Below are 26,566 nucleotides of genomic sequence, written 5' to 3'. Positions count from 1 at the left end.
CCCGGCTGAAAATCGCGCGGCTCGATCGGACCTATCGACGACGTTGATGGCTTCCGTGGCGCTGGCGCGATCCTCGGGTTCGTTCGTGCAAAACTGCCGGATGGCTGCACTGGCGGATCGGACGGACGCCATCCTGTCATCCCCGCCTGCGCGAGGGATGACGTGGTGAAGCGGAAGTTGGTGCCGCTTTCAGGATTCCTGTCGTGCCACCGGTGCCTATGGTGGCTGCTACAGCATTGTTGTTGCTGGCGTTTTTGCCGTTCTCGGGTTCGTTTGTGCAAAAACGTGCTTCAGGGTCGGCGACGGTCGGCATGAGGGCATCCTGCGGCTGGAGCGGCGCAGGATAGCATGAAGTAGGTACATAGTCCTACGAAGGGGAGGGCCTAGAAGCTCCTGCGCTCCAGCTGCCGCTCCATGTTGGACATGGTGGTGAGGCCGCGCAGGCGGAACAGGTCGATGAGCTGGCCGATGCCGAGCAGGCCGAAGGTGAACAGCCAGAGCAGGCCGGTCCAGATGAAGCCCAGGTAGAAGCGGTGGATGCCGCAAAAGCCGAAGATGCACAGCAGCCAGAGCCAGAACGAGGTGCTCACCGACTTCATGCGTGTCACAGCTCCGAAAGCGAGGGGCGATCTCTACAAGACCGCCGGTGGGGAATGGCTCCGGGGATCATGTGGGCAGTCCGGGCGCTCCGTCCAACCTGATCAGGCGGGGATGCGGCCGACCGGCGAAAATGCCCGGCGCAGCACGTCCCTGAGAGGGGTGGGCAGGCGGGTGTGCAGCACGACCCGGCTGGCGGGCAGGGCCGGCAGGCCGGGCAGTACCGTGCAGCTTGCGGGCACGTGGGTGCGGCCGACCACGGTGGCGCCGAGCCCGGCTTCGACCGCGGATTGCAGGGCCGAGACCGAGCCGCCCTGGAACACGATGCGCCAGGGCAGGCCGTGCTGGTCCAGGGCCCGGGTCATTGCCGCCTTCACGCCGCAGGCCCCGCGCAGGGCGACGAGATCCAGGGGGCGCTCGCCCAGTGCGGTCAGGGGCTCGCTCGCGATCCAGGCCAGCGCTTCGCGGTAGAGCGGCAGGCTTTCCCGGCGCAGGGCATCCTGGCGCACGATGGCGGCATCGACGGCACCTTCATCATAGGCGGCCAGCATGTCGGCCGAGGTGCCGGCCACCACGTCCGGCACCAGGCCCGGCAGGGCGGCACGCAGCGCCTGCAGGGCTGCCGGCAGGCGGCCGGCGACCGCATGGTCACTCACGGCCAGGCGCAGCACCGCCGGCTGTGCCGGCACGTCATCCATGGCGGCGAGCGCCTCGTCATGGGTCGCCATGATGCGCCTGGCATGGGGGAGGAACTGCCGGCCGGCCTCGGTGAGGGCCACGGCCCGGGGCGTGCGTACCAGCAGGCGCCGGCCGAACCGGTCCTCCAGCTTGGCCACGCGCAGGCTGATCGCCGACTGGGTCGCGGCCAGGGATTCCGCCGCGCGCGTGAAGCTGCGCAGGTCCGCCACGGCGAGGAAGGAACGGAGCTGGTCCAGGTCCAGGTTGCGCATGCTTGCCCCGGCGACGGCTGACCATGATGAAGCGTCATCATAGAGAGTAGCGGCATTTGCTTCTGCAATGAAGCAGGGTCGGCCATCCTCCCCTTGCCATTCATGGAGGAGAACCACGATGCCGATCATCAGCGTGCAGCTCGCCACCGCCCGGCCGATCGACGATCTGGAGCGCGTGGTCGCGGCCCGGGTGGCGGGCCTGTCCAGCTCGATCCTGCGCAAGAAGCCGGAGCTGACCGCCGTGATCGTCCAGCGGATCGATCCGGCCGCCTGGTTCGCGGGCGGAAGGTCATTGGCCGAGCAGGGCAGGTCCAGCTTCTGGCTGGAGATCAGGGTGGTGGACGGCACCAACACCAAGGACGAGAAGGCCGCCTTCATGGCGGCGGTGTTCGCGCTGTTCGAGGAGGTGCTGGGCAACCTCCACCACGAGAGCTACGTGCATGTGCACGAGGTGGCAGCCGACGCCTATGGCTTTGGCGGGCGGACCCAGGAGCGGCGCTATATCGAGGCAGCACCTGCACCGGCAGCACGCGCCGCCTGACGGTCGCAGGCGATTGACCCCCTTCTGTCCAGCGGCCAAGCAGGCGGGACGACAAAAGAGGGGGGCGCTCGTGGCGCGCGACGGCAAGTTCGGATTCGGCCTGATCGGGGCCAGCACCATCTCGCGCGAGCGGATGGTGGGGGCGATGAACGCCAGCGGGGTGGCGCTGCCGGTGGTGGTGTCCAGCCGCGACCTGGCGCGCGGCCGGGCGTTCGCGCGGAGATGGGCATCCCCAAGGCCTATGACCGGCTGGACGAGATGCTGGCCGACCCGGAGGTGGACGGCGTCTATGTCGCCAGCACCAACGAGCGGCACCACCAGGAGGTGCTGGCCTGTGCTGCGGCGGGCAAACATGTGCTGTGCGACAAGCCGCTGGCGATGAGCCTGGCGGAGGCCGAGGACATGGTGCGCGCCTGCCAGGCGGCGGGCGTGGTGTTCGCGACCAACCACCACATGCGCTGCGGCGCGCACCACATCGCGATGCGCGAGATCGTCCGCTCCGGGCGGCTGGGTGACCTCGTGGTGATCCGGGTGGTGCATGGCGCGCTGCTGCCGGCCCATCTGCAGACCTGGCGGATCAACGACCCGACCGCAGGTGCTGGGGCGATCATGGACCTGGCGGTCCATGACGCGGACATCGTGCGCTTCCTCACCGGCGACGAGATCGTCGAGGTCAGCGCCATGAGCAAGAACAGCGGCATGGGCACCGACCGGATCGAGGACACCGCGCTTGCGATCTTCCGCACGGCCGGTGGGCTGCTCGGCCACATCCACAACGTGTTCAACACGCCGTTCAACCGCGGCTCGATCGAGATCCACGGGACCAGAGGCTCGCTCTATGCCCGGGACAATATGGGCCAGTCGCCGGAGGGCACCGTGCATCTGCGCGACGCGGACGGGCTGCGCGAGATCGAGCTGCGGCACGAGGATCTCTATGTGCGCATGGTGAGGAGCGTGGTGGCGGCGGCACGCGGCGAGGGGGAGCCCGCCTGCACCGGCCAGGACGGGCTGCGCTCGCTGGCCGTGGCGCTGGCGATGCTGGAGAGCGCCGCGTCCGGACGCGCGGTGCCGGTGCCGGCGTCCTAGGTTTCTTCCCGGTCGGGTGGATCTATCTGATCGGAGATGGCTCCAGCCGGTGAGGGGAGAGCGGATGCTGCTGGACTGGCGCGGCCAGGAGGTGACCGCATCGAGTGCCGCGACCGTGGCCGGGATCGACGGGTTCATCCAGAGCTTCCTGGCCTATGAGAACGGGGCGGCGGTGGTCCAGGAGGCGGCGAAGGCCGATCCGGACTGCGCGCTCGCCAACGCCTATGCGGCGATGCTTGCCATGTTCATGGAGCGGGCCGATGCGCCGCTGAAGGCCCGGCCTTTTCTGGACCGGGCCAGGGCGTCGGCCGGCCTTGCCTCCGAGCGCGAGCGGATGGTGGTGGACGCGGTGGGTGCCTGGGTGGAGGGCGACCTGCCGCGCTCGATCCGGGTGAGCGAGGAGCTGCTGGACCGCTATCCCCGCGAGTTGGCGATCGCCAAGGCCTGCCAGTACCACCATTTCAACCGGGGCGACGCGCCCGGCATGCTCCGGGTCGCGCACAAGATCGCTCATGCCAATGCGGAGCTGCCCTGGACCCATGGGCTGGCTGCGTTTGCCTACGAGCAGAGCCATCTGCTGGACGAGGCTGAGCGCAGTGCCAGGCGGGCGATCGAGATCCGGCGCAAGGAGCCGTGGGCGCACCATGCGCTGGCCCATGTGTTCCTGACCCGCGGCCAGACCAGAGAGGCGCATGCGTTCCTGGAGGACGTCAAGGAGACCTGGACCAACCTCAACTCCTTCATGTTCACCCATGCCTGGTGGCACTTCGCCCTGGTGCTGATCGACCGGGGCGACACCGACCGGATCCTGTCCTTCTACGACCAGAACATCTGGGGGGTGTGGAAGAGCTATTCCCAGGACCAGGTCGGCGCGGTCTCGCTGCTGGCCAGGCTGGAGCTGGTGGGCGTCGACGTCGGCGATCGCTGGGTGGAGCTCGGCGACTATCTGGCGCGCCGGGTCGACGACCATGTCAGCCCGTTCCTCAGCATGCAGTATCTCTACGGCCTGGGCCGGGCCGGCCGGCCGGAGGCGGACGCGATGCTGGATTCCATCCGCCGCCATGCCCGGACCTGCCAGGATTGGGCGCGGCCGGTCTGGCAGGAAGTGGCGCTGCCCGCCTGCGAGGGGCTGCTTGCCCATGCCCGGGGCGATGGCGAGACGGCGGTGCGGCGGCTGGGCCTGGCCATGCCGCGGCTTGGGGAGATCGGCGGCAGCCATGCCCAGCGCGGCCTGTTCGAGCAGGTGATGCTGGACGCGCTGATCCGCACCGACCGGCTGGTGGCGGCCCAGCAGCTGCTGGAGCAGGTGCGCGGCAGCACGCCGGACCGCCAGCCGCTCTATCCCAAGCTCGAGCATGTCTATCGGCGGCTGGGCTTGCCCGAGCAGGCCGCACGCGTGGCCGCCGCCGCCAAGGCGCGCGGCATCAAGGGCTATGGCTGAGCCGCGACGATCCGGTCGTCTAGACCATTCGGGCTTCAATTGTGGCGGGCGTTCCGGCTAAATTGCCCCATGGGACAGTTGCCGCAATCATCGCAGGGCCGTTGAGCAAGGCGTCGAAGAAAGGGCAGGCGGGGCATCCGCCTGCCGGGCCCGCCGATCCGGCGGCGCTGCGTCCGGCCGAGCAGGCTGCGGGCAAGCAGCCGGCTGCCGAGCAGCCGGTGGCGAAGAAGCCATCGGTGAAGGCGACGGCGAAGAAGGCCGCGGCGAAGGAGCCGGCGCCGAAGAAGCCGGCACCGAAGAAGAAGGCGGAGCCGGCGCCGCGGCTCCAGTACGGCGTGCTGGCGCTGCGATTGCGCGGCAGCTCGGCCGACGTGCTGCTGATCACCTCGCGCGGCACCCGGCGCTGGATCATTCCCAAGGGCAATCCGGAGAAAGGCAGGACGGGTGCCGAGGTGGGGGCGATCGAAGCGTTCGAGGAGGCCGGGCTGATCGGCGAGGTCTGGACCAGGCCGCTGGGCACCTATCTCTCGCCCAAGCACCTGCCGTCCGGCCGGATCGTCCCCTGCAAGATCGAGGTCTACCGGATGGATGTCGAGGAGGTGCTGGACGACTGGCCGGAGAAGGGCCAGCGCGACCGGCGCTGGTATTCCTTGGACGAGGCCGCCATGTTGGTAGGCGAGGGCGGGCTGGTGGCGCTGATGCTGGAGGTGAATGCCGAGCTGATCGGCCGCTGACCGTCACCCGCCTGTCACGGGATCCGCTTATCTGGCCGGACGATCCGCCCGGTCCGGCAGGTGCCGGCCTCCTTCGGAAGACTGCCTGATGAAACGTCCGCTCGCCGCGCTCGCCTTGGCCGCCGGCCTGGCTGCCGCCCCTGTCCTGGCCGCATCCGCCCTGGCCGCCGAGGGCAGCCTCGTCCTCTACACCAGCCAGCCGCAGACCGATGCGCAGGGCACGATCGACGCGTTCCGGGCGGAGTACCCGGACATCGAGGTCAGCTTCGTGCGCGACGGCACGCCCAAGATCATGGCCAAGCTGCGCGCCGAGCTCGAGGCGGGCGCCCCCCAGGCCGACGTGCTGCTGATCGCCGATTCGGTGACGATGGAGGGGCTGAAACGCGACGACGTGCTGCTGGCCCATGAGGGGGCCGACGTCTCGGCCTATCCGGAGGGGCTGCACGACCCGGCGAAGTTCTGGTTCGCGACCAAGCTGATCACCACCGGGATCGTCTACAACGACGCGGCCCCGTTCGTGCCGGCCTCCTGGGCGGACCTCGTCCGGCCCGAGGCCAAGGGCCTGGTCGCGATGCCGAGCCCGCTCTCCTCGGGTGCGGCCCTGATCCATACGGTGACGCTGACGGGCAACCTCGCCGATGGCTGGGGCTATTACGAGCAGCTCCAGGCGAACGGTGCGCTGGCCGAGGGGGCCAATGGCGGGGTGCTGAAGGCGGTGGCGGGCGGCGAGAAGCTGTTCGGCATGATCGTCGACTTCATGCCGATCCGCGAACAGGCCAAGGGTGCGCCGGTCTCGTTCGTGTTCCCGGAGGAGGGCGTGTCGGCGGTGACCGAGCCGGTGGCGATCCTCAAGACCACGCAGAACCCGGATGCCGCCCGGGCGTTCGTCGACTTCCTCATCTCCCGCTCCGGCCAGGAGCTGGCGGCAGCCCAGGGCTATATCCCGGCCGACCCGGCCGTGGCACTGCCCGAGGGCTATCCGGCCCGCGACACGATCAAGGTCCTGCCCTTCGACCCGGCGGTGGCGCTGGCGGAGGAGGCGGACAACCGCGCCCGCTTCGAGGCCATCTTCCAGCCGTGATCGCGACCCTGCCCGGCCGGCCGGTATCGGGTCGGCCCGAAGGACGGCCGGGCTTCTGGCTGCTGCTCGCCATCGTGCTGGTGCTGGCGGCCCTGCCGGTCGGGCGGCTCCTGCTCCAGGCGCTGGCCGGCGACGCGCTGGCACCACTCCTGGCGCCGGCCAGCCTGCGTGCGGCCTGGCACAGCATCGAGAGCGGCGTGCTGTCCGGCCTGCTGGCGCTGGTGCTGGGCGGGGCCATGGCGCTGCTGCTGGGGGTCACCGACCTGCCGCAGCGCCGCCCGATCGGCATCCTGTTCGTCCTGTCCATGCTGATGGCCCCGCAGGTGACGGCCCTCGCGTTTACCGTCATGGCGGGGCCGGCCTCACCGCTCCTGAATGCATTGGGCATGGCGCCGGCCGCCGGCACGCCCAACCCGCTGATCGGCCGGGGCGGGGTGATCCTGGTGCTGGGCCTGCACCACGCGCCGCTGGTCACCATCCTCCTCCTGGCGGGGCTCAAGACCGTGCCGCACGAGCTGGTCGAGGCGGCGGCCATGGACGGGGCCGGCCAGCGCACGATCCTGGCCCGGATCGTCCTGCCTTTGCTCGTGCCGCAGCTCGTGGCGGCCGCCCTGCTGGCCTTCGTCGCGGCATTCGGCAATTTCGGCATCCCGGCCCTGCTCGGCATGCCGGCCGGCTATCTGACCCTGCCGACCCTGATCTACCGCGAGCTGGTCGGCAACGGGCTAGGGGTGATCGACCGGGCGGCCCTGCTGGCCGTGGCGATGCTGGTGCTGGTGCTGCTGCCGGCAGGCGGGGCCGCGGTGGTGCTGGCGCGCTCCGGCACCAGGCGGAGCGCCGAGCGCGCACTCGGCCGCTTCTGGCGGCTGGGCCGCTGGCGGCGGCCGGGCTTAGCGCTGGCCTGGGCGATGGTGGCGCTGGCCCTGTTCCTGCCACTGGGGGCGCTGCTGGCCTCGGCCCTGGCACCCACCTACGGCGCCAGGCTCACGCCCTCCTCGGCAACGCTCACCCATTTCGCCGAGGTGCTCTGGCGCCAGGATGTGACGGTGCGGGCGTTCCGCAATTCCTTCCTGTTCGCCGGCGGTGCCGCCCTGCTCCTGGCGCTGGTCGCCGTACCGGTGGGCCATGCGCTGGACCGGGCACCGGTACGGGCACGCCAGCTGCTCCTGCCGCTGATCGAGCTGCCCTACGCCTTGCCGGGCATCGTGCTGGCGATCGCCTGCATCCTCCTGTTCGTCCGGCCGCTGCCGCTCCTGGGCTTCACCATCTACGCCACGCCCTGGATCATCCTGTTCGCCTACATGGCGCGCTTCCTCCCGGTCGTGCTGAAGCCGCCGCTGGCGGCGCTCGCCCAGCTCGAGCGCGCCCAGGAGGAGGCGGCGGCCCTGGATGGTGCGGGGCCGCTCGCCCGGCTGGTCCATGTGGTGCTGCCGGCGATCTGGCCCGCGGTCACGGCCGGCGGGCTCCTGGCCTTCCTCCTGGCGTTCAACGAGCTGACCGTGTCGGCCCTCCTGTGGACGGCGGGCACCGAGACATTGGGCGTGGTCCTGTTCTCGCTGGAGGAGGCGGGCCTGGTCAGCGAGGCCAGTGCCGTGGCGCTCTCGGCCACCGCCGTGGTGGCGCTGCTGGTCGTGGCGATCGACCGACTGGGCGACCGGCTGCCGGCCGGGACGCTGCCCTGGCGGTTCTGAAAGTCGCCGTTTTCGCGCGCTCACGATCTCCTCACGCAGCCGTGTCCGGATGTGTTCGTGATGCGGCAATGGCGGGCGATGCGCGTCCACTGACAGGCGGCGATGGTCCGGCCGTACCGCACGCGCAAGGTGACCCGGCGTGCGGTGCTCGTCGCTGGCCGACAGGATCCCCGGGTGCGTTTCCGGCATGAGAAACCGGCAGCATGATCCTGTTCTTTCGGTGGATTGTGCGCTGGCAGGCCCGTGCGACCGGGCCGCGGCGCTTGCCACTGCAAGCTGACCAGCCCAGCCCTTCCCAGCTAGGAATGCTCATGGCGCTCATCTTCGGTACACCTGGCGACGACAAGGATCCGCCCATTCCCGGCACGGCCGAGGCGGACGAGATCCATGCCATGAACGGCAACGACCGGATCTTCGGCGGGGCGGGCGACGACCGCCTGTTCGGCGAGGCGGGCGACGACCTCATGCTGAACGGCGAGGACGGCGACGACCTGATCTTCGGCGGCGTCGGCAATGACGAGGGCATGTACGGTGCCGCCGGCAACGACACGATCGAAGGCCAGGCCGGCAACGACGACCTGTTCGGCAATAATGGCGACGACATCCTGCGCGGTGGCGACGGGCTGGACCGGCTGTTCGGCGGCGAGCGCGACGACGTCATCCTGGGCGGTGCCGGCAACGACCGGGCCTATGGCGGCAACGGCAGCGACATCATCTCGGGCGGCACCGGCGACGACCTCGCCTGGGGCGACCGCGACGCGCCCAATGTCGATCCCACCGTCGGGGCGGCCGACCGGATCTTCACCGGAGACGGCAACGACCAGATCTTCGGCGAGTTCGGCGACGACAGCATCGACGGCGGTGCGGGCGACGACACGATCTATGGCGGCAGCCTGAGCATCGTCGCCAATACCGGCGACGATCTCGGCACGGGCGGAGCCGGCAACGACACCATCCATGCCGGCGACGGCAACGACCGGTTCTTCGGTGCCGCGGGCGACGACCTGCTGAACGGCGATGCCGGGGACGACGGCCTGTTCGGCGGGCTCGGCAATGACACGGTCGACGGCGGGGAGGGCAACGACACGCTGGATGGCAAGGACGGCATCGACACGCTCACCGGCGGGGCCGGCGACGACCGGCTGACCGGTGGTGCGGGCGACGATGTCCTGGATGGCGGCGAGGGTGCCGACGAGCTGCTGGGCCAGGCGGGCAACGACCAGCTCACCGGCGGCGCCGGGGCCGACCGCTTCACCATCCTGCTGGCGGCGGGCGACCAGGATACGATCACCGACTTCACGGCCGGCAGCGACCAGATCCTGCTGCGCGGGACCGGTAACACGGTCGAGAACGCGATCGCGAGTGCGACCGTGGTGGATGGCAGCACCGTGCTGAACCTCGGCCAGGGCCACAGCCTGACGCTCACCGGTGTGACCGGCGTCGACGCGAGCTGGTTCGGCTGAACCGGGTTCCGGCTCGACCGGGAGCCCCGGCCGCGCAGGCGGTCGGGGCTTTCTTGTTTTTGTCCCCCCGGGTCAGGCAGCGCCCTGCCGGTGGCGCCGGGCCTTGGTGCGGTTGCCGCAGGTGGCCATGTCGCACCAGCGCCGCGAATTGTTCCTGGTGGTGTCGAGGAACAGCCAGCCGCAATCGGCCGCCGGGCACTGCTTGAGGCGGGTGAGGTCGCCGTGGCGGAGCAGGTCCAGGGCGGACCAGGCGATTGGGCCGAGAATGGCGGCGGTGGCCGGTGTTGGGGCAAAGTGCAGGCTGCACCGGCCGTCCTCGTCGGGTGCGAGCTGGGCTTCTGCCAGCGCTGCGGCGGCGGCCTGCCGGAGCGTAGCGAGATCCGGGGCGGCCGGGGCGCGGTGCCCCGCGATGGCGCTCCCGACGCGGTGGATGGCTTCCCGCAGGTCCAGTGCCGCTGCCAGCAGGGCCTGTGCCGCCTTCTGGTCGGCATCCATGGTGCCGTCGAGTGCCTTGGCCAGTTCCGGCGGCAGGACCGAGGCGTGGACCGACCAGTCCAGGAGGTGGCGGGGCGCCTGGAGGTGCTCGATCGGCTCCGGCAGGTCGCGGCCGCCGGCCGTGTTGGCGAAATCCAGGGCCAGCACGCCACCCACCAGTGCCAGGCTGCCTGCACGCGATCGGTTCAACTCGGTCTCCATCTGCGGTCACGATGGAACGTAACCGGCTAAACGCTATTGATAGGTTATCAGGTGCGGGGACATCGGGTTCCCCCTGACCTCATCATCGCCCGCTTGGAGGCGGGTGTCCGAAGAGCAACGACGCGGCCGGCCCGCGTGGAACCTCGAGGAGACGCAGCTTGCACTTCCAGCAAGAACGGGACGGGCAGCATCGGAGCGACGCCGCCGACCGGGCGGTGCGGCACCGGTTCGTCACGGTCGACGGCATCCGGACCTTCTACCGGGAAGCGGGTCCGGCGGACGGGCCGGTGGTCCTGCTGCCGCATGGCTATCCATGCTCGTCCTTCCAGTACCGTCAGCTCATGCCGGCCCTCGCCGACCGCTGGCGGCTGGTCGCCCCGGACTTTCCGGGCTTCGGCCACAGCGCCACGCCGGACCCGGCGGAGTTTGCCTACACGTTCGACGGCTATGCCGGCTTCCTGGACCGGTTCGCCCAGACGCTGGGGCTGGGGCGCGCAGCCCTCTACCTGCACGACTATGGCTCGCAGATCGGGCTCCGGCTGGCGATCCGGCGGCCCGGGCTGATCGCGGCGCTGATCATCCAGAACGGCGACATCTACGAAGACCAGCTCGGACCCAAATATGACGGGCTGAAGGCCTATTTCACGGCACCTTCGGGCGAAGGGCGGCGCAAGCTGGCAGAGGCGGTGGGTGAGGCGGGCTTCCGGGAGGAGTTCCTGAACGATGTCCGGCCGGACGTCGCCGCCCGCATCAGCCCGGACCTCTGGCAGCTCGCCTGGGCGCAGCTCGACCATCCGGTGCGCCGCGAGGTGATGGTCGGGCTGATGGAGGGCCTGCGGGAGAACCTCCAATGGTTTCCGCGCTACCAGGCCTATCTGCGCGAGCACCGCCCGCCGGCCCTGATCGTCTGGGGGCCGCAGGACGGCTACATGCCGGAAGGGGCGGCGCGGGCCTATCTGCGCGACCTGCCGGAGGCCGAGCTGCATCTCCTGGATGGCGGCCACTGGCTGCTGGAGACCAATCTGGACGAGGTCGCGGCACTGGCACGCCGCTTCCTGGAACGCCACCATGCGGGAGACCGGACATGAGCGACGCAAGTGGCCCCGCCATTGCACGGATCTGGCGGGGGAGGGTGCCGGCCACGCGGGCCGACGAGTACGAGGCCTATCTGTTCGAGCACGGCATCAAGCCGCTGATCGAGAAGGCGATGGGCGTGCAGTCGCTGCGCGAGGACCGGCCGGGCGAGACCGAGTTCGTCACCATCTCCTATTGGGAAAGCGTGGAGGCGATGGCGCGCTTTGCCGGGAGCGATCCCAGGCGGATCCATCACCTGGAGCGCGACCCCGAGTTCCTGATCGAGCTGCCGAAGGACGTGCAGATCCTCCAGATCCGCTTTGCGCATGGCCGGACGGGCGGGGCCTTGGCGTAAGGCCCGGCAGGGAACATGGATGGAGCGTGCGCGTTCTCCGCAGGTGAGCGGCAGCCAGCGGAGAATCGCCATGCAGCACCTGACGCCGGAAATGAAGTCGTGCATCGAGGCGTGCCTGTCCTGCTACCAGACCTGCCTGTCGACGGCGATGGGCCACTGCCTGGAGGTGGGCGGCAAGCATACCGAGCCGAAGCACTTCAAGCTGATGATGGCCTGCGCGGAGATTTGCCGGGCGTCGGCGCACTTCATGCTGATCGGCACGGAGCACCACAAGCATACCTGCCGCGAATGCGCCGAGATCTGCACGGAGTGCGCGGAGGATTGCGCCAGGATCGGCGAGATGGATGAGTGCGTCGAAGCCTGCAGGCGCTGTGCCGAGAGCTGCCGGAAGATGGCGGCCTGAGCGCGCCTCCCAGAACCCGGAACGGAGGTGGCGCCGCGCGTGTCTCAATAGCGCATCCGTGGCGGCCAAGAGGGGTGAGAAGACCGGCCCCAACCCCAGCGGACCGGGGGCGGCGCGGCTCGAAGCGCACATCATCACCGACGGGCGGCGTCCACGACGGCCGTGTCCCGGGAACGGGCCGACGCCGTTCCGCCTATTCGGCAACGGTGGGACGACTCCGGCAACGGCCCTTCACGCGGAAGGCTTATGATGTGCCACGCTGCCGGATGGTGGAGCGTCTGCTGAAGCTACGTGCCGCGATGGTGCTGCCGGGCGTGCCCGAGAACCTCGTGGATCGCCTCGGCGATCCTGTCCGGGTGATCCTCGATGGTGAAATGATACGCACCTGGGATGACCCGTAGCCCTGCGCCGAGCCTTCGGGCCAACTCCTGCGCCGAGGGCAGACCCAAGGGATCCCGCTCGCCCCAGACTACCAGGCTCGGGCAGCCGAGCGGCCGGAGCGCCGCCCCGATCCGCTGCGTGTCACGGTTGTCGAAGAAGCCGAGCTGATGTGCAAAGGCTCGCAGACCATCCTTGCGCGCATAGGGCCGCCAGAACAGATCCGATGATACTGCCCCCACCTGAGGATCAGCGTGACCCAGATTGGCGAGAGCGGCCTGGAACAGGGCTCGCGCAGCGAAGCCGGGCAGATGCGGGACCAGTCCCCGCATCGCCCTGGCCACACGCACGCCCGCTACCGGCCAGTTGTCGAAGGCAACACTGTCGCTCAGTACCACCCCGGCGAACCGCCCGGGATCGCTTACCGCGAGCTGCTGGATGACGCCGCCTCCGTAGTCATGGCCCACGAAGACGGCCTGACCGATTCCCAGATGGTCGAGCCAGGCCCGCAGATGCGCCGCCTGTGCCGGGATCGATAGATCCCGCCCGAACCCTTCCCGGAAGGACTCGCCGAAGCCTACGAGCTCCCAGGCCAGGCAGCGAGTGTCCGGCCCGGCAATGCGCGGCACGACATAGCGCCAGGCGCGAGGGTTGGTGGGCAGGCCATGCACCAGGACGACCGGACGACCCTCCGCCGGCCCATGCTCCTCCCACCGCATGCGGATGCCGCCGACGACGGCGGTTCTGTCCTGCTCGGGCGCTGCATCGTTTCGCTCGGTCGCGAGTGCCGCGCGCGGGCGGCAGGCGTAGATGGCTACGGCCAGTGCCGCCGCGCCGACCAGAAGCCAGCGAACTCGCCGGGTATGGGTAGCTCGCAAGCCGTCCTCCATCAGGAACGGAGCTGAAGTCCGAACCCTAGGGAGATCCATACGTTCCAGCGGGCCACGACATTCTGCCGGGCGTTCTGAGGTTCACTCGACGTCGAGGATCAACGGCGCGTGGTCGGAGGCGGTCTTTGCCGCCCGAGGGGTCGGATCGATGCGGCAGGCGGTCGCCCGGTCCATCGCCCGGGGCGACAGGAGGAAGTGGTCGATCCGGAGGCCGTGGCCGAGCTCGAAGGAGCGGGCCTGGTAGTGCCACCAGGAATAGTCCTCGCCGGCCGGGTTCAGCCAGCGATAGGCATCGTAGAAGCCCCGGTTGACCATCCGGCGCCAGGCGGCGCGCTCGTCGGGATGGTAGCAGATCGAGCCGTCCCAGGAGGCGGGGTCGTGGACGTCGCAGGCTTCCGGCGCCACGTTCCAGTCGCCGCCGACGATCACGGGCGTGCCGTCCTCGGCAAGCGCGGTCATGCGGGCGCCGATCCGGTCGAAATAGCGCAGCTTGTAGGCGAACGCATCCGAGCCCACCGAGGTGCCGTTCGGCAGATAGAGCGAAGCTACCCGGAACGGGCCGACCGTGGCCTCGATCCAGCGAGCCATGGTGTCGCCCTCCTCGCCGGGCAGGCCGCGCACCACGTCCTGCGGCTCCTGCTTGGCCAGGATCGCCACGCCGTTGAGCGGGGCCGAGCCCCACAGCGCCAGATGGTAGCCGCGCTCCTCGAAGGACGCGCGGGGGAACTTGTCGTCGGTGACCTTGGTCTCCTGCAGGAGCAGGACGTCCGGCGCCTCGGTGTCGATCCAGCCCAAGAGGGCGTCCAGGCGCGCGCGCACGCCGTTCACGTTCCAGGCGACCAGCTTCATCGGGAACTCACAGCAGGGAACGAGCCGCCAGGGCTCACATCGCGAAGCTGGTGCCGCAGCCGCAGGACGACTTGGCGTTCGGGTTCTTCACCTGGAAATAGGAGCCGTTCAGGTCCTCGACGAAGTCCAGCTCCGAGCCGATCAGGTAGAGCAGCGACATGCCGTCGATGACCACCTTGGCACCCTGCTTCTCGATGGCGATGTCGTCCGGCTCGTTTTCCGTGCCGAGCTCGAATTCGTACTTGAAGCCGGAGCAGCCGCCGCCGGAGACCCCGACGCGCAGATGGCCGTCATCCATGCCCTCGCGCTCCAGGATGGCGCGGATGCGGCGGGCGGCGCTGTCGGAGACCTGGAACGGGTCGGGCCGCGGGTTCGCTTGCGACATGGGTTGCCCTTGATGATCGATCCGCCGCCTCATCGGCCGGCCGGATCACGAGGTCGGTGCCGATGAAGCCTGCACATCCCAAAGTAGGCAGCGGCCGTGTATTGTCAAACCAGGCCAGCGCCCGGGAGGCTGTCATTTCCGCACCTCTGCCCGTCGAATTTTCCCCGCGTGCCCCGTTCGCCGCGGATCCCGCCACGAGCCGCGGCCGGCTGGTGCCAGAGCCGGACAGCGCGCCGCGCTCGCCCTGGCAGCGCGACCGCGACCGGATCGTGCATGCCACCGCGTTCCGCCGCCTGGAGGCCAAGACCCAGGTCTTCGCCGCCCTGGACGGCGACCATTTCCGCACCCGGCTCACCCACACGCTGGAAGTAAGCCAGATCGGCCGCACGATCGCCCGCGCCCTCCAGGTCGACGAGGATTTGACCGAGGCGATCGCGCTGGCCCACGATCTCGGCCACAGCCCGTTCGGCCATGCCGGCGAGGAGGCGCTGGACGCCTGCCTGCAGGGGTTCGGCGGGTTCGACCACAACCTCCAGACCTTCCGGATCCTGACCCGGTTGGAGCGGCGCTATGGCGGGTTCGACGGGCTGAACCTGACGGCGGAAACGCTGGAGGGCGTGGTCAAGCACAACGGCCCGCTCAAGGGGAACGTGCCGGCGCCGATCGCGGAGTGGCACCGCAGGCAGGACCTGCGCCTGCACCTGCAACCGTCGGTAGAGGCGCAGATCGCGGCCCTTGCCGACGACATCGCCTATTGCAGCCATGACGTCGACGACGGGCTGCGCGCCGGCTTCTTTCGCCCGGACGAGCTGCGCACCGTGCCGCTGGCAGCGCCGGTGGTGGACGAGGTGACCGCCCTGTGGCCGGGCCTGGAGCGGGGCCAGCTGGCCGGCGAGATCCAGCGCCGCCTGATCGACCGGATGGTCCGCGACCTGCTGGCCGAGACCAGGGAGCGTCTGGCCGCGCTGCACCCGGGCTCGCCCGACGCCGTGGCCCTGGCGGATCGGCCCTGCGTCGCCTTCTCGCCTGCCATGCACGAGGCGGTGGTGCAGCTCAGGACCTTCTTGCGCGACCGGGTCTGGCAACACTACACGGTCAACCGGATGACGCGGCGCGCCAAGCAGATCCTGCGAGCACTGTTCGAGACCTTCTTCGAAGCACCCGAATGCCTCCCGGAGGAATGGCGCAGCCGGGCCGGGGCGGCCGGCTCGCAGGCATGTGCCGAGGCGGTGCGTGACTACGTCGCCGGAATGACCGACCGATTCGCGCTCGACGAGCACGACCGTCTTTTCAGGATTGCCCGTACCCGACCATGAACCCGTTCGCCCTCATCGAAACCGAGATCCGCTCTGCCCTGGACCAGCTCGTGGCGGACGGCCGCCTGCCGGCCGGCCTGGACCTGACCAGGGTCGCCGTGGAGCTGCCCAAGGATCCGGCGCATGGCGACGTGGCCTGCTCGATCGCCCTGATGCTGGCGAAGCCCGCGCGGATGAAGCCGCTCGACATCGCCCAGGCCCTGGCGGAGCGGCTGGAAGGGCGCGCGGATTTCCGGGACGTGGCGGTGGCACCGCCGGGCTTCGTCAACATGCGGATGCGCCCGGCCTTCTGGCAGGCGGTGATCCCGGCGATCCGCGCGGCCGGCACCGAGTTCGGCCGGATCGACCTGGGGCAGGGGCAAAAGGTCAACGTCGAGTACTGCTCGGCCAACCCGACCGGGCCGCTCCATGTGGGCCATGCCCGCGGCACGGTGTTCGGCGACGCCCTGGCCTCGATCCTCGAGCGGGTCGGCTATGGGGTCACCCGCGAGTACTACGTCAACGACGCGGGCGCCCAGGTGGAGACGCTCGCCCGTTCCCTGCACCTGCGCTACCGCGAGGCGCTGGGCGAGGACATCGGCGAGATGCCGGAGGGCTTCTATCCCGGCCTCTATCTGGTCCGGACCGCCGAGGCGCTGGCGGCCCGCGACGGCGACCGCTGGCTGGGCAAGCCCGAGGAGGAGTGGCTGGACCCGCTCAAGCGGTTCGCGGTCGAGGCGCAGCTCCAGGTGATCAAGGACGACCTGGCGGCACTGGGCGTCCACCACGACCTGTTCCTGTCCGAGCGCTCGCTGATCGAGGACGGCACCATGGATGCCGCGCTCCAGCGGCTGGAGGAGCTGGGCCTGCTCTATGTGGGCGAGCTGCCGCCGCCCAAGGGCAAGCCAGCCGAGGACTGGGAGCCGCGGCCGCAGCTCCTGTTCCGCGCCACCGCGTTCGGCGACGACGTGGACCGGCCGCTCAAGCGCTCCAACGGGGCCTGGACCTATTTCGCGGCGGACCTGGGCTGCCATTTCAGCAAGCTGCAGCGCGGCCATCAGTGGCTGATCGACGTGCTGGGTGCCGACCATGGCGGCTACGTCAAGCGGCTGAAGGCGGCGGTGAAGGCGCTCTCGCAGGACCAGGTCCAGCTCGAGGTGCGGCTCTGCCAGCTCGTCAGCCTGATGGACGAGGGCAAGCCGCTCAAGATGAGCAAGCGGGCCGGCCGGATCGTGACCATGCGCGACGTGGTCGACGAGGTCGGCAAGGACGTGATGCGGTTCATGCTGCTCACGCGAAAGAACGACGCGCCGCTCGACTTCGATCTTTCCAAGGTGGTCGAGCAGTCGCGCGACAACCCGGTGTTCTATGTCCAGTACGCCCATGCCCGGGTGCGCTCGGTGTTCCGCCAGGCGGAGCAGCGGGGGCTGGGCGAGCTGACCCAGGACCTGGACCGGGCTGACCTGGCGCTGCTGACCCATCCGGCCGAGCTCGACCTGCTCAAGCGGGCGGCCCTGCTGCCGCGGGTGCTGGAGGGTGCGGCCGTGCATGCCGAGCCACACCGGATCGCCTTCTGGTTGATGGAACTCGCCGCGGAGCTCCATGGGCTCTGGACGAAGGGCTCGGAGGACGAGAGTCTGCGTTTTCTCGTCGAGGCGGAGCCGGAGCGCTCGCGGGCGCGGCTGGCGATGCTGGAGGCGGCGCGCACCGCCATCGCGGCCGGTCTGGACATATTGGGGGTGACGCCGGTCGACGAGCTGCGCTGAAACCCTCGTTCGGCGCCGACCCGTCAGCGCAAATCTTCTTGAGAGAGCATGGCTGCAATGTCCGACGAATCGTTCGACGCCGCGCAGAAGGCCCTGAGGAACCGGGCGGTGGTCGACCTGGAGGAGCCCCTGCCGGACGAGCAGCCGACCCGCTGGTGGCTCCGGATCCTGGTGCTGGTGGTGTTCTTCGCGTTCGGCGCGATCGTGTGGCTGTCCTGGCAGGACAATGCCGGGGACGGCACGCCGGTGCTGGTGGCGGCCCCCGACGAGCCGGTCAAGCAGCGGCCCGACGATCCCGGCGGCATGGACCTGCGCAACGACAACACGGCGATCGCCGAGGCGCTCGACCCGGACGGGAACCGGGCGGACAGCCAGCCGCAGGTCGGCCCGGAAGTGGCCAGCCAGCCGCCGGCCCGGCCGGTGGAGGAGGAGCTGCCGCCCTCGGCCGGGGTGAGCGACCCGGCGATGGAAGCACCCCCCCAGACGGCAGGGGCACCGCCGCTGGTCTCGATCGGCGACATCATCCCGCCCGAGGAGGACGCGACGGCGCCCGAGCCGGCCGCGGGCGAGCCGGCGCCGCCCTCCGTGGTGGCGGTGGCACCCGAGCCCTCGGCCACGGCACCGCTGGTCACCGCACCGCTGCCGTCGGCCCCCGCACCGGAGCCGTTGGCGGCACCGCGTGCAGCACCGCCGGCCGCCCCTGCGCCGAGCGCAGCGCCCGCGCCGACCGTCGATGCCGGGCCGATGCCGGTGGTCCCGCCGGCCGAACCGCCGGCAGTGGTCGACACCACGCCCGTGCCGCCGCCGGCACCGGCAGCGCCCGCCACACCGCCGCCCGCCCCGCCGACCGTGGTGGCGACGGCACCCCCGGCACCGGAGCCGGCCCAGCCGGCCCAGCCGGCCGCGCGCAGCGGGGTGCGCATCCAGGTCGCCTCCCTGCGCAGCGAGGCGGACGCCAACGTCGCCTGGGACCGGGCGGCGCAGAAGCATCCCGACGTGTTCACGGGCAAGCGCCGGGTGATCACCCAGGCGGAGGTGAGGGGCGCCACCTATTACCGTGCCCAGCTCGAAGGCTTCGCCAGCCGGGCGGAGGCGCAGGCCGCCTGCGAGGCACTGAAAAGTGCCGGCAGCGACTGCCTGGTGGTCCGCTGATGCTGGCCGCGGTGATCGGCATCGAGGGCACCGCGCTGACACCGGCGGAGCGGCGCCTGCTGGCACAGACGCCGCCGGCGGGGGTGATCCTGTTCGCGCGCAACGTCGCCGACCGGGCGCAGCTCCGCGCCCTCACCGACGATATCCGGGCGGCGGCCGCACCGGCGGTGCCGATGATCCTGGTCGACCAGGAGGGCGGGCGGGTCATGCGGCTGTGCCCGCCGGTCTGGCGCAGCCTGCCGGCCATGGCGGCGCTGGGTGCCCTGTTCGCCCGGCAGCCCGACCAGGCGGTGCAGGCCGCGCTGGCCGTGGGCCACCTGATCGGCTGCGATCTGGCGGAAGCCGGCATCGACGTGGCCTGTGCGCCGGTGCTGGACGTGGCGGCGCCCGGGCTCACCGAGGCGATCGGCAGCCGCGCCTTTTCCAGTGATCCGTTCGTGGTGGCCGAGCTCGGCCGGGCGCTGGCCGACGGGCTGCTGGACACCGGCGTGCTGCCGGTGATCAAGCATCTGCCGGGCCATGGCCGTGCCCAGGTCGACAGCCATGTCGGGCTGCCGGTGGTGACGGCCGGCCCCGATGAGCTGGCGGCGCGTGACTTCGTGCCGTTCCGCACGCTCGCCGACCTGCCGATCGGCATGACCGCCCATATCGTGTTCCCGGCCCTGGACCCGGACCGGCCGGCCACCCTGTCCCGGCCGATCATCGAGGGGGTGATCCGCGGCCAGATCGGCTTCGGCGGGCTGCTGCTCTCCGACGATCTCGGCATGGGTGCGCTGAGCGGCGACCTGGTCGGCCGGGCGACCGCCTGCCTGGCGGCCGGCTGTGACCTGGCGCTGGCGTGCAGCGGGCGGATCGAGGATGCGCAGGCCCTGGCCGCCGCCCTGCCGGAGCTGGAGGGCCTGGCGGCGCTGCGCCATGCCCGTGCCCTGGCCTTCCGCGGCACCGGGCAGGGACCGGTCGACCTGGCTGCCGCCGAGCATCATCTGCGCGCGACGCAGCTCGTCGCCTGAAGGAACCGACTTGGCCGATCTGGGGGCGCAGGCCCATATCCTATCGATCTATCTGATCCCGCTCGTGCTCGCGATCACCATGCACGAGGCGGCCCATGCGCTGGTCGCCGACAAGCTGGGCGACCCGACCGCACGCCAGCTGGGCCGGGTCAGCCTGAACCCGATCGTCCATGTCGACCCGGTCGGCACGCTGGTGCTGCCGGGCATCCTGCTGCTTTCGGGCAGCCCGTTCCTGTTCGGCTGGGCCAAGCCCGTGCCGGTCCGGTTCGGCTACCTGCACCATCCACGCCGCGACATGGCGCTGGTGGCGCTGGCCGGGCCCGGGATCAACATCGTGCTGGCGATCGCCGCGGCGATCGCCCGCCATGGCGCGGTGAACATCGACGGGGCGCTGGGCGAGTGGATCACCGGCAACCTGGACGCATTCGTCAACGTCAACGTCGTGCTGGCCGTGTTCAACATGTTCCCGCTCCTGCCGATGGACGGCGGGCGGGTGCTCAACGCCATCCTGCCGCCCGCACTCGCCTGGCAGCACGCCAAGACCGAGCGCTATGGCCTCTTGATCCTGCTGGCCATCCTGTTCCTGGGCCCGCTGCTCGGCTCGATCTGGGGCACGCAGATCAACCTGATCGACCCGATCCTGCGCCCGCCGGTCGAGTTCGTGTTCCGCTGGGTCTATATCCTGACCGGCTGGGGCGATCCGCTGGGATGAGCGAGGTGGCGGGCAGCGCAGGCCAGCCGGAGGAGGACGGGTTCACCGTCGCCCTGGACGGTTTCCAGGGCCCGCTCGACCTCCTGCTCGACCTGGCCAGGCGGCAGAAGGTCGACCTGCGCACCCTCGACCTGGTGGCACTGGTCGACCAGTTCGTGGCCTATCTCCAGGGGGCCAAGCGCCGGGAGCTGACGGTCGCCGCCGACTATCTGGTGATGGCGGCCTGGCTGCTCTGGCTGAAGTCACGCCTGCTCCTGCCGAAAGCCGAGCCCGATGGCGAGATCGAGGAGGCGGCCTCGGACCTGGAGGCACGGCTGCGCCGCCTCGATGCGGCCAAGGCGCTGGCCCGGGCACTGGAGGAGCGGCCGCGGCTCGGCCGGGAACGGCTGGTGCGCGGGGTGGCGGAGAGCTTCGCGCTGGAAACGCGCTACCTGCCGACCGCCTCGCTCACCGACCTGGTCGCCGCCTATGCCGGCCTCAAGCGCAAGCGCAAGGCGGTGATCCTGCGCTTCCCGCCACCGCCCACCTGGTCGATCGACCAGGCGATGGCGCGGTTCGAGGCCATGGTGAGCGGCACGACCTGGCGCGAGCTGGAAAGCCTGTTGCCGCCCGACCTCGCCGAGGGGTTCGGCCGGCGCACCGCGCTGGCGTCCGGCTTGGTCGCCAGCCTGGAACTGGCCCGGCAGGGGCGGATCGAGCTGGTGCAGCAGCAACCATTCGGCCCGATCATGGTGAGGGGAGCGCGATGAGCCGCGAGCTGGGCCTGCGGATCGTGGAGGCGGTGCTGTTCAGCCGGGCGGAGCCGGTGCCGGAGGCGGTGCTCCAGGCCCATCTGCCGGGCGACCTGCATGTGGCCGACCTCCTGCCCGAACTGGTGCTGGCCTATAGCGGCCGGGGCATCAGGCTGGAGCGGATCGGCCAGGACTGGGCGCTGCGCACCGACCCGGAGATCGCGCCCTATCTGGCCAGGGTCGAAGAGAAGCGGCGCAAGCCGTCGCGCGCGGTGATGGAGACGCTGGCGGTGATCGCCTGGAAGCAGCCGGTGACCAGGGGCGAAATCGAGCAGGTCCGGGGCGTGGCGCTGGCCCAGGGTACGCTCGAGCAGCTCCTGGATGCCGGCTGGGTGGCACCGGCCGGCCGGCGCGAGGTGCCGGGCCGACCGATGACCTGGGCGACCACGCCGGCCTTCCTGGATGCGTTCGGCCTGACCAGCCTGGACGACCTGCCCCGGCCCGACGACCTGGACGCGCCGGACCTCGTGGTCATGGCGCAGCGCACCGGCGAGGAGCCGGCCGAGCCCGCGGCAGAGGGGCAGGGGGATGCGCCCGACGGTGATTCCGGGGCTGCCGTTTCATCGTGATCAGGCTATCCTCCGGAGGCCGCTGGACCGTGCCTCCGGGTTCGTCTATCGGTGCGTTCATCGAGGGGTAACCGGACCGCCGGTTGCCCGAAGACGGCAGGCGTGACCTCATCGTGTTCGATCTTGCCTGGACGGAGATGGCCATCATCCTGGTGGTGGCCCTGGTCGTGGTCGGTCCCAAGGACCTGCCGCGTCTCGCGCGCACGCTCGGGCAATGGGTGGCCAAGGGGCGGGCGATGGCCCGCGAGTTCCAGCGCCATGTCGACGACATGGCGCGCGAGGCCGACCTGCAGGACCTGAAGGACAGCGTCGGCAAGATCAGCCCGGCCGGCATTCGCGAGCAGATCACCAAGTCGGTGGATCCGGACGGCACGCTCGGCAAGGCGCTGGACACCAGCGACATCAACCGCGCGATGGACCCGAAGCCGCCCGCCACGACGGCGAAGACCGAATCACCCGCGCCCGGCGCCCTGCTCGGGCCGGTGGCCAGCACCTCGGCCGGGGGTGATGCCGGCACGGCACCGGCCGCGCCGGCCAAGCCTGCCGAGCCGGCTCCTGCGGCGGCGACCGGATCCGTCAGGCCGGCACCCGCCGTACCCGCACCGGCCGCTTCCGCCCCTGCCGAACCCGCTTCTGCCGGGTCCGCTCCTGCCGAGAAAGCCTGATGGCGTTCATCAAGGACATCGACGACCGCGAGATGCCGCTGCTGGAGCACCTGCTCGAGCTGCGCAACCGGCTGATGTGGTCGATGGGCGCGTTGTTCGTCGGTTTCCTGGTCTGCTACGCCTTCTCCGAGCAGATCTACCAGTTCCTGGTCCATCCGCTGCAGATCGCCTACGGCAACCAGACCGGCCGGCGGATGATCTATACCGGCCTCACCGAAGCCTTCTTCACCTACCTGAAGGTGGCGATGTGGGGCGGGGCGATGCTGGCCTTCCCGGTGATCGCCACCCAGCTCTGGATGTTCATCGCACCGGGCCTGTACCGGCAGGAGAAGCAGGCCTTCCTGCCATTCCTCCTGGCCACGCCGGTGCTGTTCTTTCTGGGTGCGGCGCTCTGCTATTATTTCGTGTTCCCGCTGGCGTTCCACTTCTTCCTGAGCTTCGAGACCGGCGGCGGCGACGGCGCGCTGCCGATCGAGCTGGAAGCGCGGGTCGGAGAATATCTCGACCTCGTGATGAAGATGGTGTTCGCCTTCGGCCTGGCCTTCCAGTTGCCGGTGCTGCTCACCCTCCTGGGCCGGGTCGGGATCATCGGCTCGGCCGGGCTGGTGCGGAACCGGCGCTATGCGATCGTCGGCGTGTTCGTGCTGGCGGCGATCGTCACCCCGCCGGACGTGATCAGCCAGATCAGCCTCGCCGTGCCGCTGCTCATTCTCTACGAGATCTCGGTCATCGCGGTGAAGATGGTCGAGAAGAAGCGGCTGGCTGCCGAGGCCGCGGAAGCCGCCGAGGCCGAGGACGACTCCACGACCAGCTAGGCGTGCCTGGCGGGACACGGGCCGCCGGGTGCGGCCGGTTCCCGCCGATCCGGGCTTCCCTGCCGGGCGGCGGATGCATAAGAGACCCCCGGTGCATCTGACCTAGGGCAAAAGAGCCTTGTTCGACCTGAAGTGGCTGCGGGAAAACTCGGCGGCGTTCGATGCCAGCCTGCAAAGGCGCGGTGCCGCACCGGCGGCAGCCGACGTGCTGGCGCTGGATGCCGAGCGACGCCGGATCGAGACTGAGCTGCAGGAATCGCAGTCCGCGCGCAACCGCCTGTCCCGCGAGTTCGGGCAGGCCAGGGCCAAGGGCCAGCCGGTCGACGGGCTCCAGGCCGAGCTCGGCCAGCTCAAGGACGCGGTGAAGGCCGGCGAGGAACGACTCGCGGCGGTGGCGGCCGAGCTGGAGGCGAAGCTCGCCACCTATCCGAACGTTCTCCAGCCCGACGTGCCCGAAGGTGCCGACGAGACGGCGAATGTCGAGCTGCGCCGGGTGGGCCAGCCCCGGCAGTTCAACTTCCAGCCGCTCGCCCACGACGAGCTGGGGGCAAGGCTCGGCATGGACTTTGCCACCGCGGCCAAGCTGTCGGGGGCGCGCTTCGTGCTGCTGCGCGGGCAGATGGCGCGGCTGGAGCGGGCACTCGCCGCCTTCATGCTCGACCTGCAGACCGGCGAACACGGCTACACCGAAATGGCGCCGCCGCTCATGGTGGGCGAGAAGGCGCTGTTCGGCACCACCCAGCTGCCGAAGTTCGCGGACGACCTGTTCTTCACCACGACCGGGCTGGGGCTGATCCCGACCGCCGAGGTGCCGCTGACCAACACGGTGGGCGGCGAGATCCTGGACGCGGCCGACCTGCCGCTGCGCATGACCGCGCACACGCCCTGCTTCCGCTCCGAGGCCGGCTCGGCCGGGCGCGATACCAAGGGCATGATCCGGCAGCACCAGTTCAACAAGGTCGAGCTCGTCTCGATCACCACGCCCGAGCAGTCGGCCCTCGAGCACGAGCGGATGACCGCCTGCGCCGAGGAGGTGCTCAAGCGCCTGGGCCTGCCCTACCGGGTGATGCTGCTGTGCGCCGGCGACACGGGCTTCGGCGCCAGCAAGACCTACGACATCGAGGTCTGGCTGCCGGGGCAGGGGACCTATCGTGAGATCAGCTCCTGCTCGAACTGCCAGGACTTCCAGGCCCGGCGGATGAACGCCCGCTACCGGCCAGCACCCGGCGAGAAGCCGCGCTTCGTCCACACGCTGAACGGCAGCGGGCTGGCGGTCGGTCGCACGCTCGTCGCCATCCTGGAGAATGGTCAGGAGGCCGACGGCTCGGTTACCCTGCCGCCGGCGCTGCACAGCTATTTCGGCCAGGACCGCCTCCTGCCCGTCGCTTGAAGGATCTTGCCCCTTGCGCATCATGGTCACCAACGATGACGGCTACCAGGCTGCCGGCATCCGCACGCTCACGAAGATCGCCCAGGCGATCTCCGACGACGTCTGGGTCGTGGCGCCGGAAAGCAACCAGTCGGGGGTGGGCCACGGGCTGACGATCCGCCGGCCGCTGCGGGCGCGGCGCCTGGGCGAGAAGCAGTTCGCCGTGGACGGCACGCCCACCGACTGCGTCATGCTGGGCCTGCAGAAGCTGATCGAGGGCAAGAAGGTCGACCTGGTCCTGTCCGGGATCAACCACGGCAGCAACCTCGCCGACGACGTCACCTATTCCGGCACGGTCGCGGCCGCCATGGAGGCGACGCTGTGCCGGACCAAGGCGATCGCCTTCTCCTCGCTGATGGAGTTCGGCAAGGGGCCACGCTGGGCCACGGCCGAGCATTTCGCGCCGGACCTGATCCGCAAGCTGCTGGCCGCCGGCTGGCCGCGCGAGGTGCTGATCAACGTCAACTTCCCCGACCGCGAGGTGGAGGCGATCCAGGGGGTCCGGGTGACCGTCCAGGGTACCCGCAAGATCGGCGACGCGATCATCGAGCGCGAGGACCCGCGCGGCGAGGCCTATTATTGGATCGGCGACACCCATGCCGAGCAGGACCCGGGCGAGGGCAGCGACCTGGAGGCCACCAACCACGGCTTCATCTCGGTGACCCCCATCCACCTGGACATGACCCACATGCCGAGCATGGCCGCACTTCGGCAGGTGGTGGAAAGCTGAACCTTACCGCACTGCCGAAAGCCGCTGCTTGAACCGTGGCTTTCGCGTGACGTATCCAAGTCCAATGGTACGTGCTTCCTCCCCGCTCCTGGTGGCCCTGGCGCTCCTGCTCGCCGGCTGCAGCGACCTGCGCCCGATCGAGCCGGTACCGGGGCAGACCTGGGCGCTCGCGAAGAAACAGGCCTATGTGGGGCCGCCCAGGCTGCACAAGGTGATGCGCGGCGACACCGCCTCGAAGGTCGCCGAGCGCTACGGGGTGACGCTGCAGGAGCTGGCTTCGGCCAACGGCCTGCGCAAGCCCTATGTCATCCAGCTCGGCAGCAACCTCACCATCCCGCAGCGCGGTGCCCGCCCGGCGCCCGTGGCGGAGCCGGCCAGGGCGAAGCGCCCGGCGATCCGGCAGTCGCCGACCCCGACCTCGCCGATGGCGCCCAAGGAGGCACCCAGCGAGATCCAGGTGGCGACCCTGGTCCCGCCCGCTGCCACGCCCCCAGCACCGGTTCCCGTGCCGGCCGCCGCGGCCGAGCCCGAGCAGGTGGCGGCCCTGCCGGTCACCGCACCCGGTGCCATGGCGCGGGCCGCGGCGATGAAGCCGCGGGCCCTCAGCGGCGACGGCTTCCTATGGCCGGCCAGCGGCACGGTGATCAGCCAGTTCGGCAAGAAGGCGGACGGCAGCCAGAACGACGGCATCAACCTGGCGGCCCCGCTGGGCAGCCCGGTGCTGGCCGCGGAGAACGGCGTAGTGTCCTATGCCAGCGACGAGATCGCCGGCTGGGGGCGGATGATCCTGATCCGGCACGCGGATGGCTACACCACCGGCTATGCCCATCTGGACAGCATCCTGACCGCGGTCGGCGACCAGGTGGCGCGCGGCCAGGTCATCGGCCGGGTCGGCCAGACCGGCTATGTCGACACGCCGCAGCTCCATTTCGAGCTGCGCTCGGGCAAGCGTGCGCTCGACCCGAGCCGCCACCTGGTCAAGGGCGAAGAGGTGGAGGTCGCGAGCCGCTGAGCGGCT

General features: G+C 70.3%; 29 protein-coding genes. 22 read left to right on the top strand and 7 right to left on the bottom strand.

Annotation, left to right across the window (positions count from 1 at the left end; translation table 11 throughout):
- Positions 1 to 136: 136 nt before the first annotated feature.
- The 3 genes from HLA95_RS08575 to HLA95_RS08565 form a co-directional block, all read right to left on the bottom strand.
- Positions 137 to 313, bottom strand: coding sequence for a hypothetical protein (locus HLA95_RS08575; RefSeq protein WP_222182992.1), 177 nt, complete (start codon positions 311 to 313; stop codon positions 137 to 139).
- 70 nt (positions 314 to 383) lie between these two features.
- Positions 384 to 599 (bottom strand): NINE protein, encoded by a 216-nt coding sequence (locus tag HLA95_RS08570; RefSeq protein WP_191058989.1) that lies wholly within the window; start codon positions 597 to 599, stop codon positions 384 to 386.
- A gap of 102 nt (positions 600 to 701) precedes the next feature.
- Positions 702 to 1,547 (bottom strand): LysR family transcriptional regulator, encoded by an 846-nt coding sequence (locus HLA95_RS08565; RefSeq protein ID WP_222182991.1) that lies wholly within the window; start codon positions 1,545 to 1,547, stop codon positions 702 to 704.
- A 118-nt stretch (positions 1,548 to 1,665) separates the two neighbouring features.
- On the opposite strand from HLA95_RS08565, the gene HLA95_RS08560 reads away from it, so the two are divergent.
- The 7 genes from HLA95_RS08560 (at position 1,666) to HLA95_RS08530 (ending at position 9,584) form a co-directional block, all read left to right on the top strand.
- A complete protein-coding gene (locus tag HLA95_RS08560) occupies positions 1,666 to 2,088 on the top strand; it encodes a tautomerase family protein (RefSeq protein WP_191062131.1) in 423 nt (140 codons plus the stop codon).
- A 222-nt stretch (positions 2,089 to 2,310) separates the two neighbouring features.
- A complete protein-coding gene (locus tag HLA95_RS08555; RefSeq protein ID WP_222182990.1) occupies positions 2,311 to 3,174 on the top strand; it encodes a Gfo/Idh/MocA family protein in 864 nt (287 codons plus the stop codon).
- Between the two features lie 64 nt (positions 3,175 to 3,238).
- Entirely contained in the window at positions 3,239 to 4,615 is a 1,377-nt protein-coding gene (locus tag HLA95_RS08550) for a tetratricopeptide repeat protein (RefSeq protein ID WP_191062126.1), read from the top strand.
- Between the two features lie 101 nt (positions 4,616 to 4,716).
- Positions 4,717 to 5,349, top strand: coding sequence for an NUDIX hydrolase (locus HLA95_RS08545; protein ID WP_222182989.1), 633 nt, complete (start codon positions 4,717 to 4,719; stop codon positions 5,347 to 5,349).
- A gap of 88 nt (positions 5,350 to 5,437) precedes the next feature.
- Positions 5,438 to 6,430, top strand: a complete 993-nt coding sequence (locus HLA95_RS08540; RefSeq protein WP_191062218.1) for an ABC transporter substrate-binding protein — start codon at positions 5,438 to 5,440, stop codon at positions 6,428 to 6,430.
- Positions 6,427 to 8,121 carry an ABC transporter permease gene (locus HLA95_RS08535; protein WP_222182988.1) on the top strand — a complete coding sequence of 565 codons (1,695 nt, stop codon included), beginning with the start codon at positions 6,427 to 6,429 and terminating at the stop codon, positions 8,119 to 8,121. The genes HLA95_RS08540 and HLA95_RS08535 overlap by 4 nt, the downstream gene beginning before the upstream one ends.
- 311 nt (positions 8,122 to 8,432) lie before the next feature.
- Complete coding sequence (locus HLA95_RS08530) at positions 8,433 to 9,584, top strand: calcium-binding protein (RefSeq protein ID WP_191059006.1); 1,152 nt, start codon at positions 8,433 to 8,435, stop codon at positions 9,582 to 9,584.
- 72 nt (positions 9,585 to 9,656) lie between these two features.
- On the opposite strand, the gene HLA95_RS08525 is transcribed toward HLA95_RS08530, so the two are convergent.
- Positions 9,657 to 10,268 (bottom strand): CGNR zinc finger domain-containing protein, encoded by a 612-nt coding sequence (locus HLA95_RS08525; protein ID WP_191059005.1) that lies wholly within the window; start codon positions 10,266 to 10,268, stop codon positions 9,657 to 9,659.
- A gap of 170 nt (positions 10,269 to 10,438) precedes the next feature.
- On the opposite strand from HLA95_RS08525, the gene HLA95_RS08520 reads away from it, so the two are divergent.
- The 3 genes from HLA95_RS08520 to HLA95_RS08510 all read left to right on the top strand — a co-directional run bounded on the left by HLA95_RS08520 (position 10,439) and on the right by HLA95_RS08510 (position 12,112).
- Complete coding sequence (locus HLA95_RS08520; protein ID WP_222182987.1) at positions 10,439 to 11,368, top strand: alpha/beta fold hydrolase; 930 nt, start codon at positions 10,439 to 10,441, stop codon at positions 11,366 to 11,368.
- The gene (locus HLA95_RS08515) at positions 11,365 to 11,709 is read left to right on the top strand and encodes an antibiotic biosynthesis monooxygenase family protein (RefSeq protein WP_191059004.1); all 345 of its coding nucleotides are present in this window, start codon (positions 11,365 to 11,367) and stop codon (positions 11,707 to 11,709) included. Before HLA95_RS08520 ends, HLA95_RS08515 begins: the two co-directional genes overlap by 4 nt.
- 70 nt (positions 11,710 to 11,779) lie before the next feature.
- Positions 11,780 to 12,112 (top strand): four-helix bundle copper-binding protein, encoded by a 333-nt coding sequence (locus tag HLA95_RS08510; RefSeq protein WP_191059003.1) that lies wholly within the window; start codon positions 11,780 to 11,782, stop codon positions 12,110 to 12,112.
- A gap of 287 nt (positions 12,113 to 12,399) precedes the next feature.
- Here HLA95_RS08510 and HLA95_RS08505 read toward each other — a convergent pair whose 3' ends face one another.
- From HLA95_RS08505 to erpA, 3 genes are all read right to left on the bottom strand, one after another.
- Positions 12,400 to 13,368, bottom strand: a complete 969-nt coding sequence (locus HLA95_RS08505; protein ID WP_222182986.1) for an alpha/beta fold hydrolase — start codon at positions 13,366 to 13,368, stop codon at positions 12,400 to 12,402.
- A gap of 93 nt (positions 13,369 to 13,461) precedes the next feature.
- Positions 13,462 to 14,229 carry an exodeoxyribonuclease III gene (gene xth / locus HLA95_RS08500; RefSeq protein WP_191059001.1) on the bottom strand — a complete coding sequence of 256 codons (768 nt, stop codon included), beginning with the start codon at positions 14,227 to 14,229 and terminating at the stop codon, positions 13,462 to 13,464.
- A gap of 34 nt (positions 14,230 to 14,263) precedes the next feature.
- Positions 14,264 to 14,614 (bottom strand): iron-sulfur cluster insertion protein ErpA, encoded by a 351-nt coding sequence (erpA, locus tag HLA95_RS08495; RefSeq protein ID WP_191059000.1) that lies wholly within the window; start codon positions 14,612 to 14,614, stop codon positions 14,264 to 14,266.
- A 101-nt stretch (positions 14,615 to 14,715) separates the two neighbouring features.
- Here erpA and HLA95_RS08490 point away from each other — a divergent pair, with 101 nt between their 5' ends.
- From HLA95_RS08490 to HLA95_RS08435, 12 genes are all read left to right on the top strand, one after another.
- The gene (locus HLA95_RS08490) at positions 14,716 to 15,930 is read left to right on the top strand and encodes a deoxyguanosinetriphosphate triphosphohydrolase (RefSeq protein ID WP_306422257.1); all 1,215 of its coding nucleotides are present in this window, start codon (positions 14,716 to 14,718) and stop codon (positions 15,928 to 15,930) included.
- Entirely contained in the window at positions 15,927 to 17,675 is a 1,749-nt protein-coding gene (gene argS, locus HLA95_RS08485) for an arginine--tRNA ligase (RefSeq protein ID WP_191058998.1), read from the top strand. The genes HLA95_RS08490 and argS overlap by 4 nt, the downstream gene beginning before the upstream one ends.
- A 57-nt stretch (positions 17,676 to 17,732) precedes the next feature.
- Positions 17,733 to 18,827, top strand: coding sequence for an SPOR domain-containing protein (locus HLA95_RS08480; protein ID WP_222182985.1), 1,095 nt, complete (start codon positions 17,733 to 17,735; stop codon positions 18,825 to 18,827).
- Positions 18,827 to 19,837 (top strand): beta-N-acetylhexosaminidase, encoded by a 1,011-nt coding sequence (gene nagZ, locus HLA95_RS08475; protein WP_222182984.1) that lies wholly within the window; start codon positions 18,827 to 18,829, stop codon positions 19,835 to 19,837. The genes HLA95_RS08480 and nagZ overlap by 1 nt, the downstream gene beginning before the upstream one ends.
- Before the next feature lie 10 nt (positions 19,838 to 19,847).
- A complete protein-coding gene (locus HLA95_RS08470; RefSeq protein ID WP_222182983.1) occupies positions 19,848 to 20,549 on the top strand; it encodes a site-2 protease family protein in 702 nt (233 codons plus the stop codon).
- The gene (locus HLA95_RS08465) at positions 20,546 to 21,298 is read left to right on the top strand and encodes a segregation and condensation protein A (RefSeq protein WP_191062053.1); all 753 of its coding nucleotides are present in this window, start codon (positions 20,546 to 20,548) and stop codon (positions 21,296 to 21,298) included. Before HLA95_RS08470 ends, HLA95_RS08465 begins: the two co-directional genes overlap by 4 nt.
- A complete protein-coding gene (gene scpB / locus HLA95_RS08460) occupies positions 21,295 to 21,909 on the top strand; it encodes an SMC-Scp complex subunit ScpB (protein ID WP_222182982.1) in 615 nt (204 codons plus the stop codon). The genes HLA95_RS08465 and scpB overlap by 4 nt, the downstream gene beginning before the upstream one ends.
- Positions 21,910 to 21,992: 83 nt before the next feature.
- Positions 21,993 to 22,574 carry a Sec-independent protein translocase protein TatB gene (tatB, locus tag HLA95_RS08455; RefSeq protein WP_222182981.1) on the top strand — a complete coding sequence of 194 codons (582 nt, stop codon included), beginning with the start codon at positions 21,993 to 21,995 and terminating at the stop codon, positions 22,572 to 22,574.
- Positions 22,574 to 23,389 carry a twin-arginine translocase subunit TatC gene (tatC, locus tag HLA95_RS08450; RefSeq protein WP_191061387.1) on the top strand — a complete coding sequence of 272 codons (816 nt, stop codon included), beginning with the start codon at positions 22,574 to 22,576 and terminating at the stop codon, positions 23,387 to 23,389. Before tatB ends, tatC begins: the two co-directional genes overlap by 1 nt.
- Positions 23,390 to 23,507: 118 nt before the next feature.
- The gene (gene serS, locus HLA95_RS08445) at positions 23,508 to 24,779 is read left to right on the top strand and encodes a serine--tRNA ligase (protein WP_191061388.1); all 1,272 of its coding nucleotides are present in this window, start codon (positions 23,508 to 23,510) and stop codon (positions 24,777 to 24,779) included.
- Positions 24,780 to 24,801: 22 nt separating this feature from the next.
- Positions 24,802 to 25,548, top strand: coding sequence for a 5'/3'-nucleotidase SurE (gene surE / locus HLA95_RS08440; protein ID WP_223861678.1), 747 nt, complete (start codon positions 24,802 to 24,804; stop codon positions 25,546 to 25,548).
- Between the two features lie 64 nt (positions 25,549 to 25,612).
- Positions 25,613 to 26,560, top strand: coding sequence for a LysM peptidoglycan-binding domain-containing M23 family metallopeptidase (locus HLA95_RS08435; RefSeq protein WP_222182980.1), 948 nt, complete (start codon positions 25,613 to 25,615; stop codon positions 26,558 to 26,560).
- The last annotated feature ends 6 nt before the right edge of the window (positions 26,561 to 26,566 follow it).

The sequence above is a fragment of the Geminicoccus harenae genome (assembly GCF_019800005.1).
In the GTDB taxonomy this organism is placed as follows: domain Bacteria; phylum Pseudomonadota; class Alphaproteobacteria; order Geminicoccales; family Geminicoccaceae; genus Geminicoccus; species Geminicoccus harenae.
Note: the sequence above shows the minus strand (reverse complement) of the source record. Positions and strands in the feature narration are given on the sequence as shown.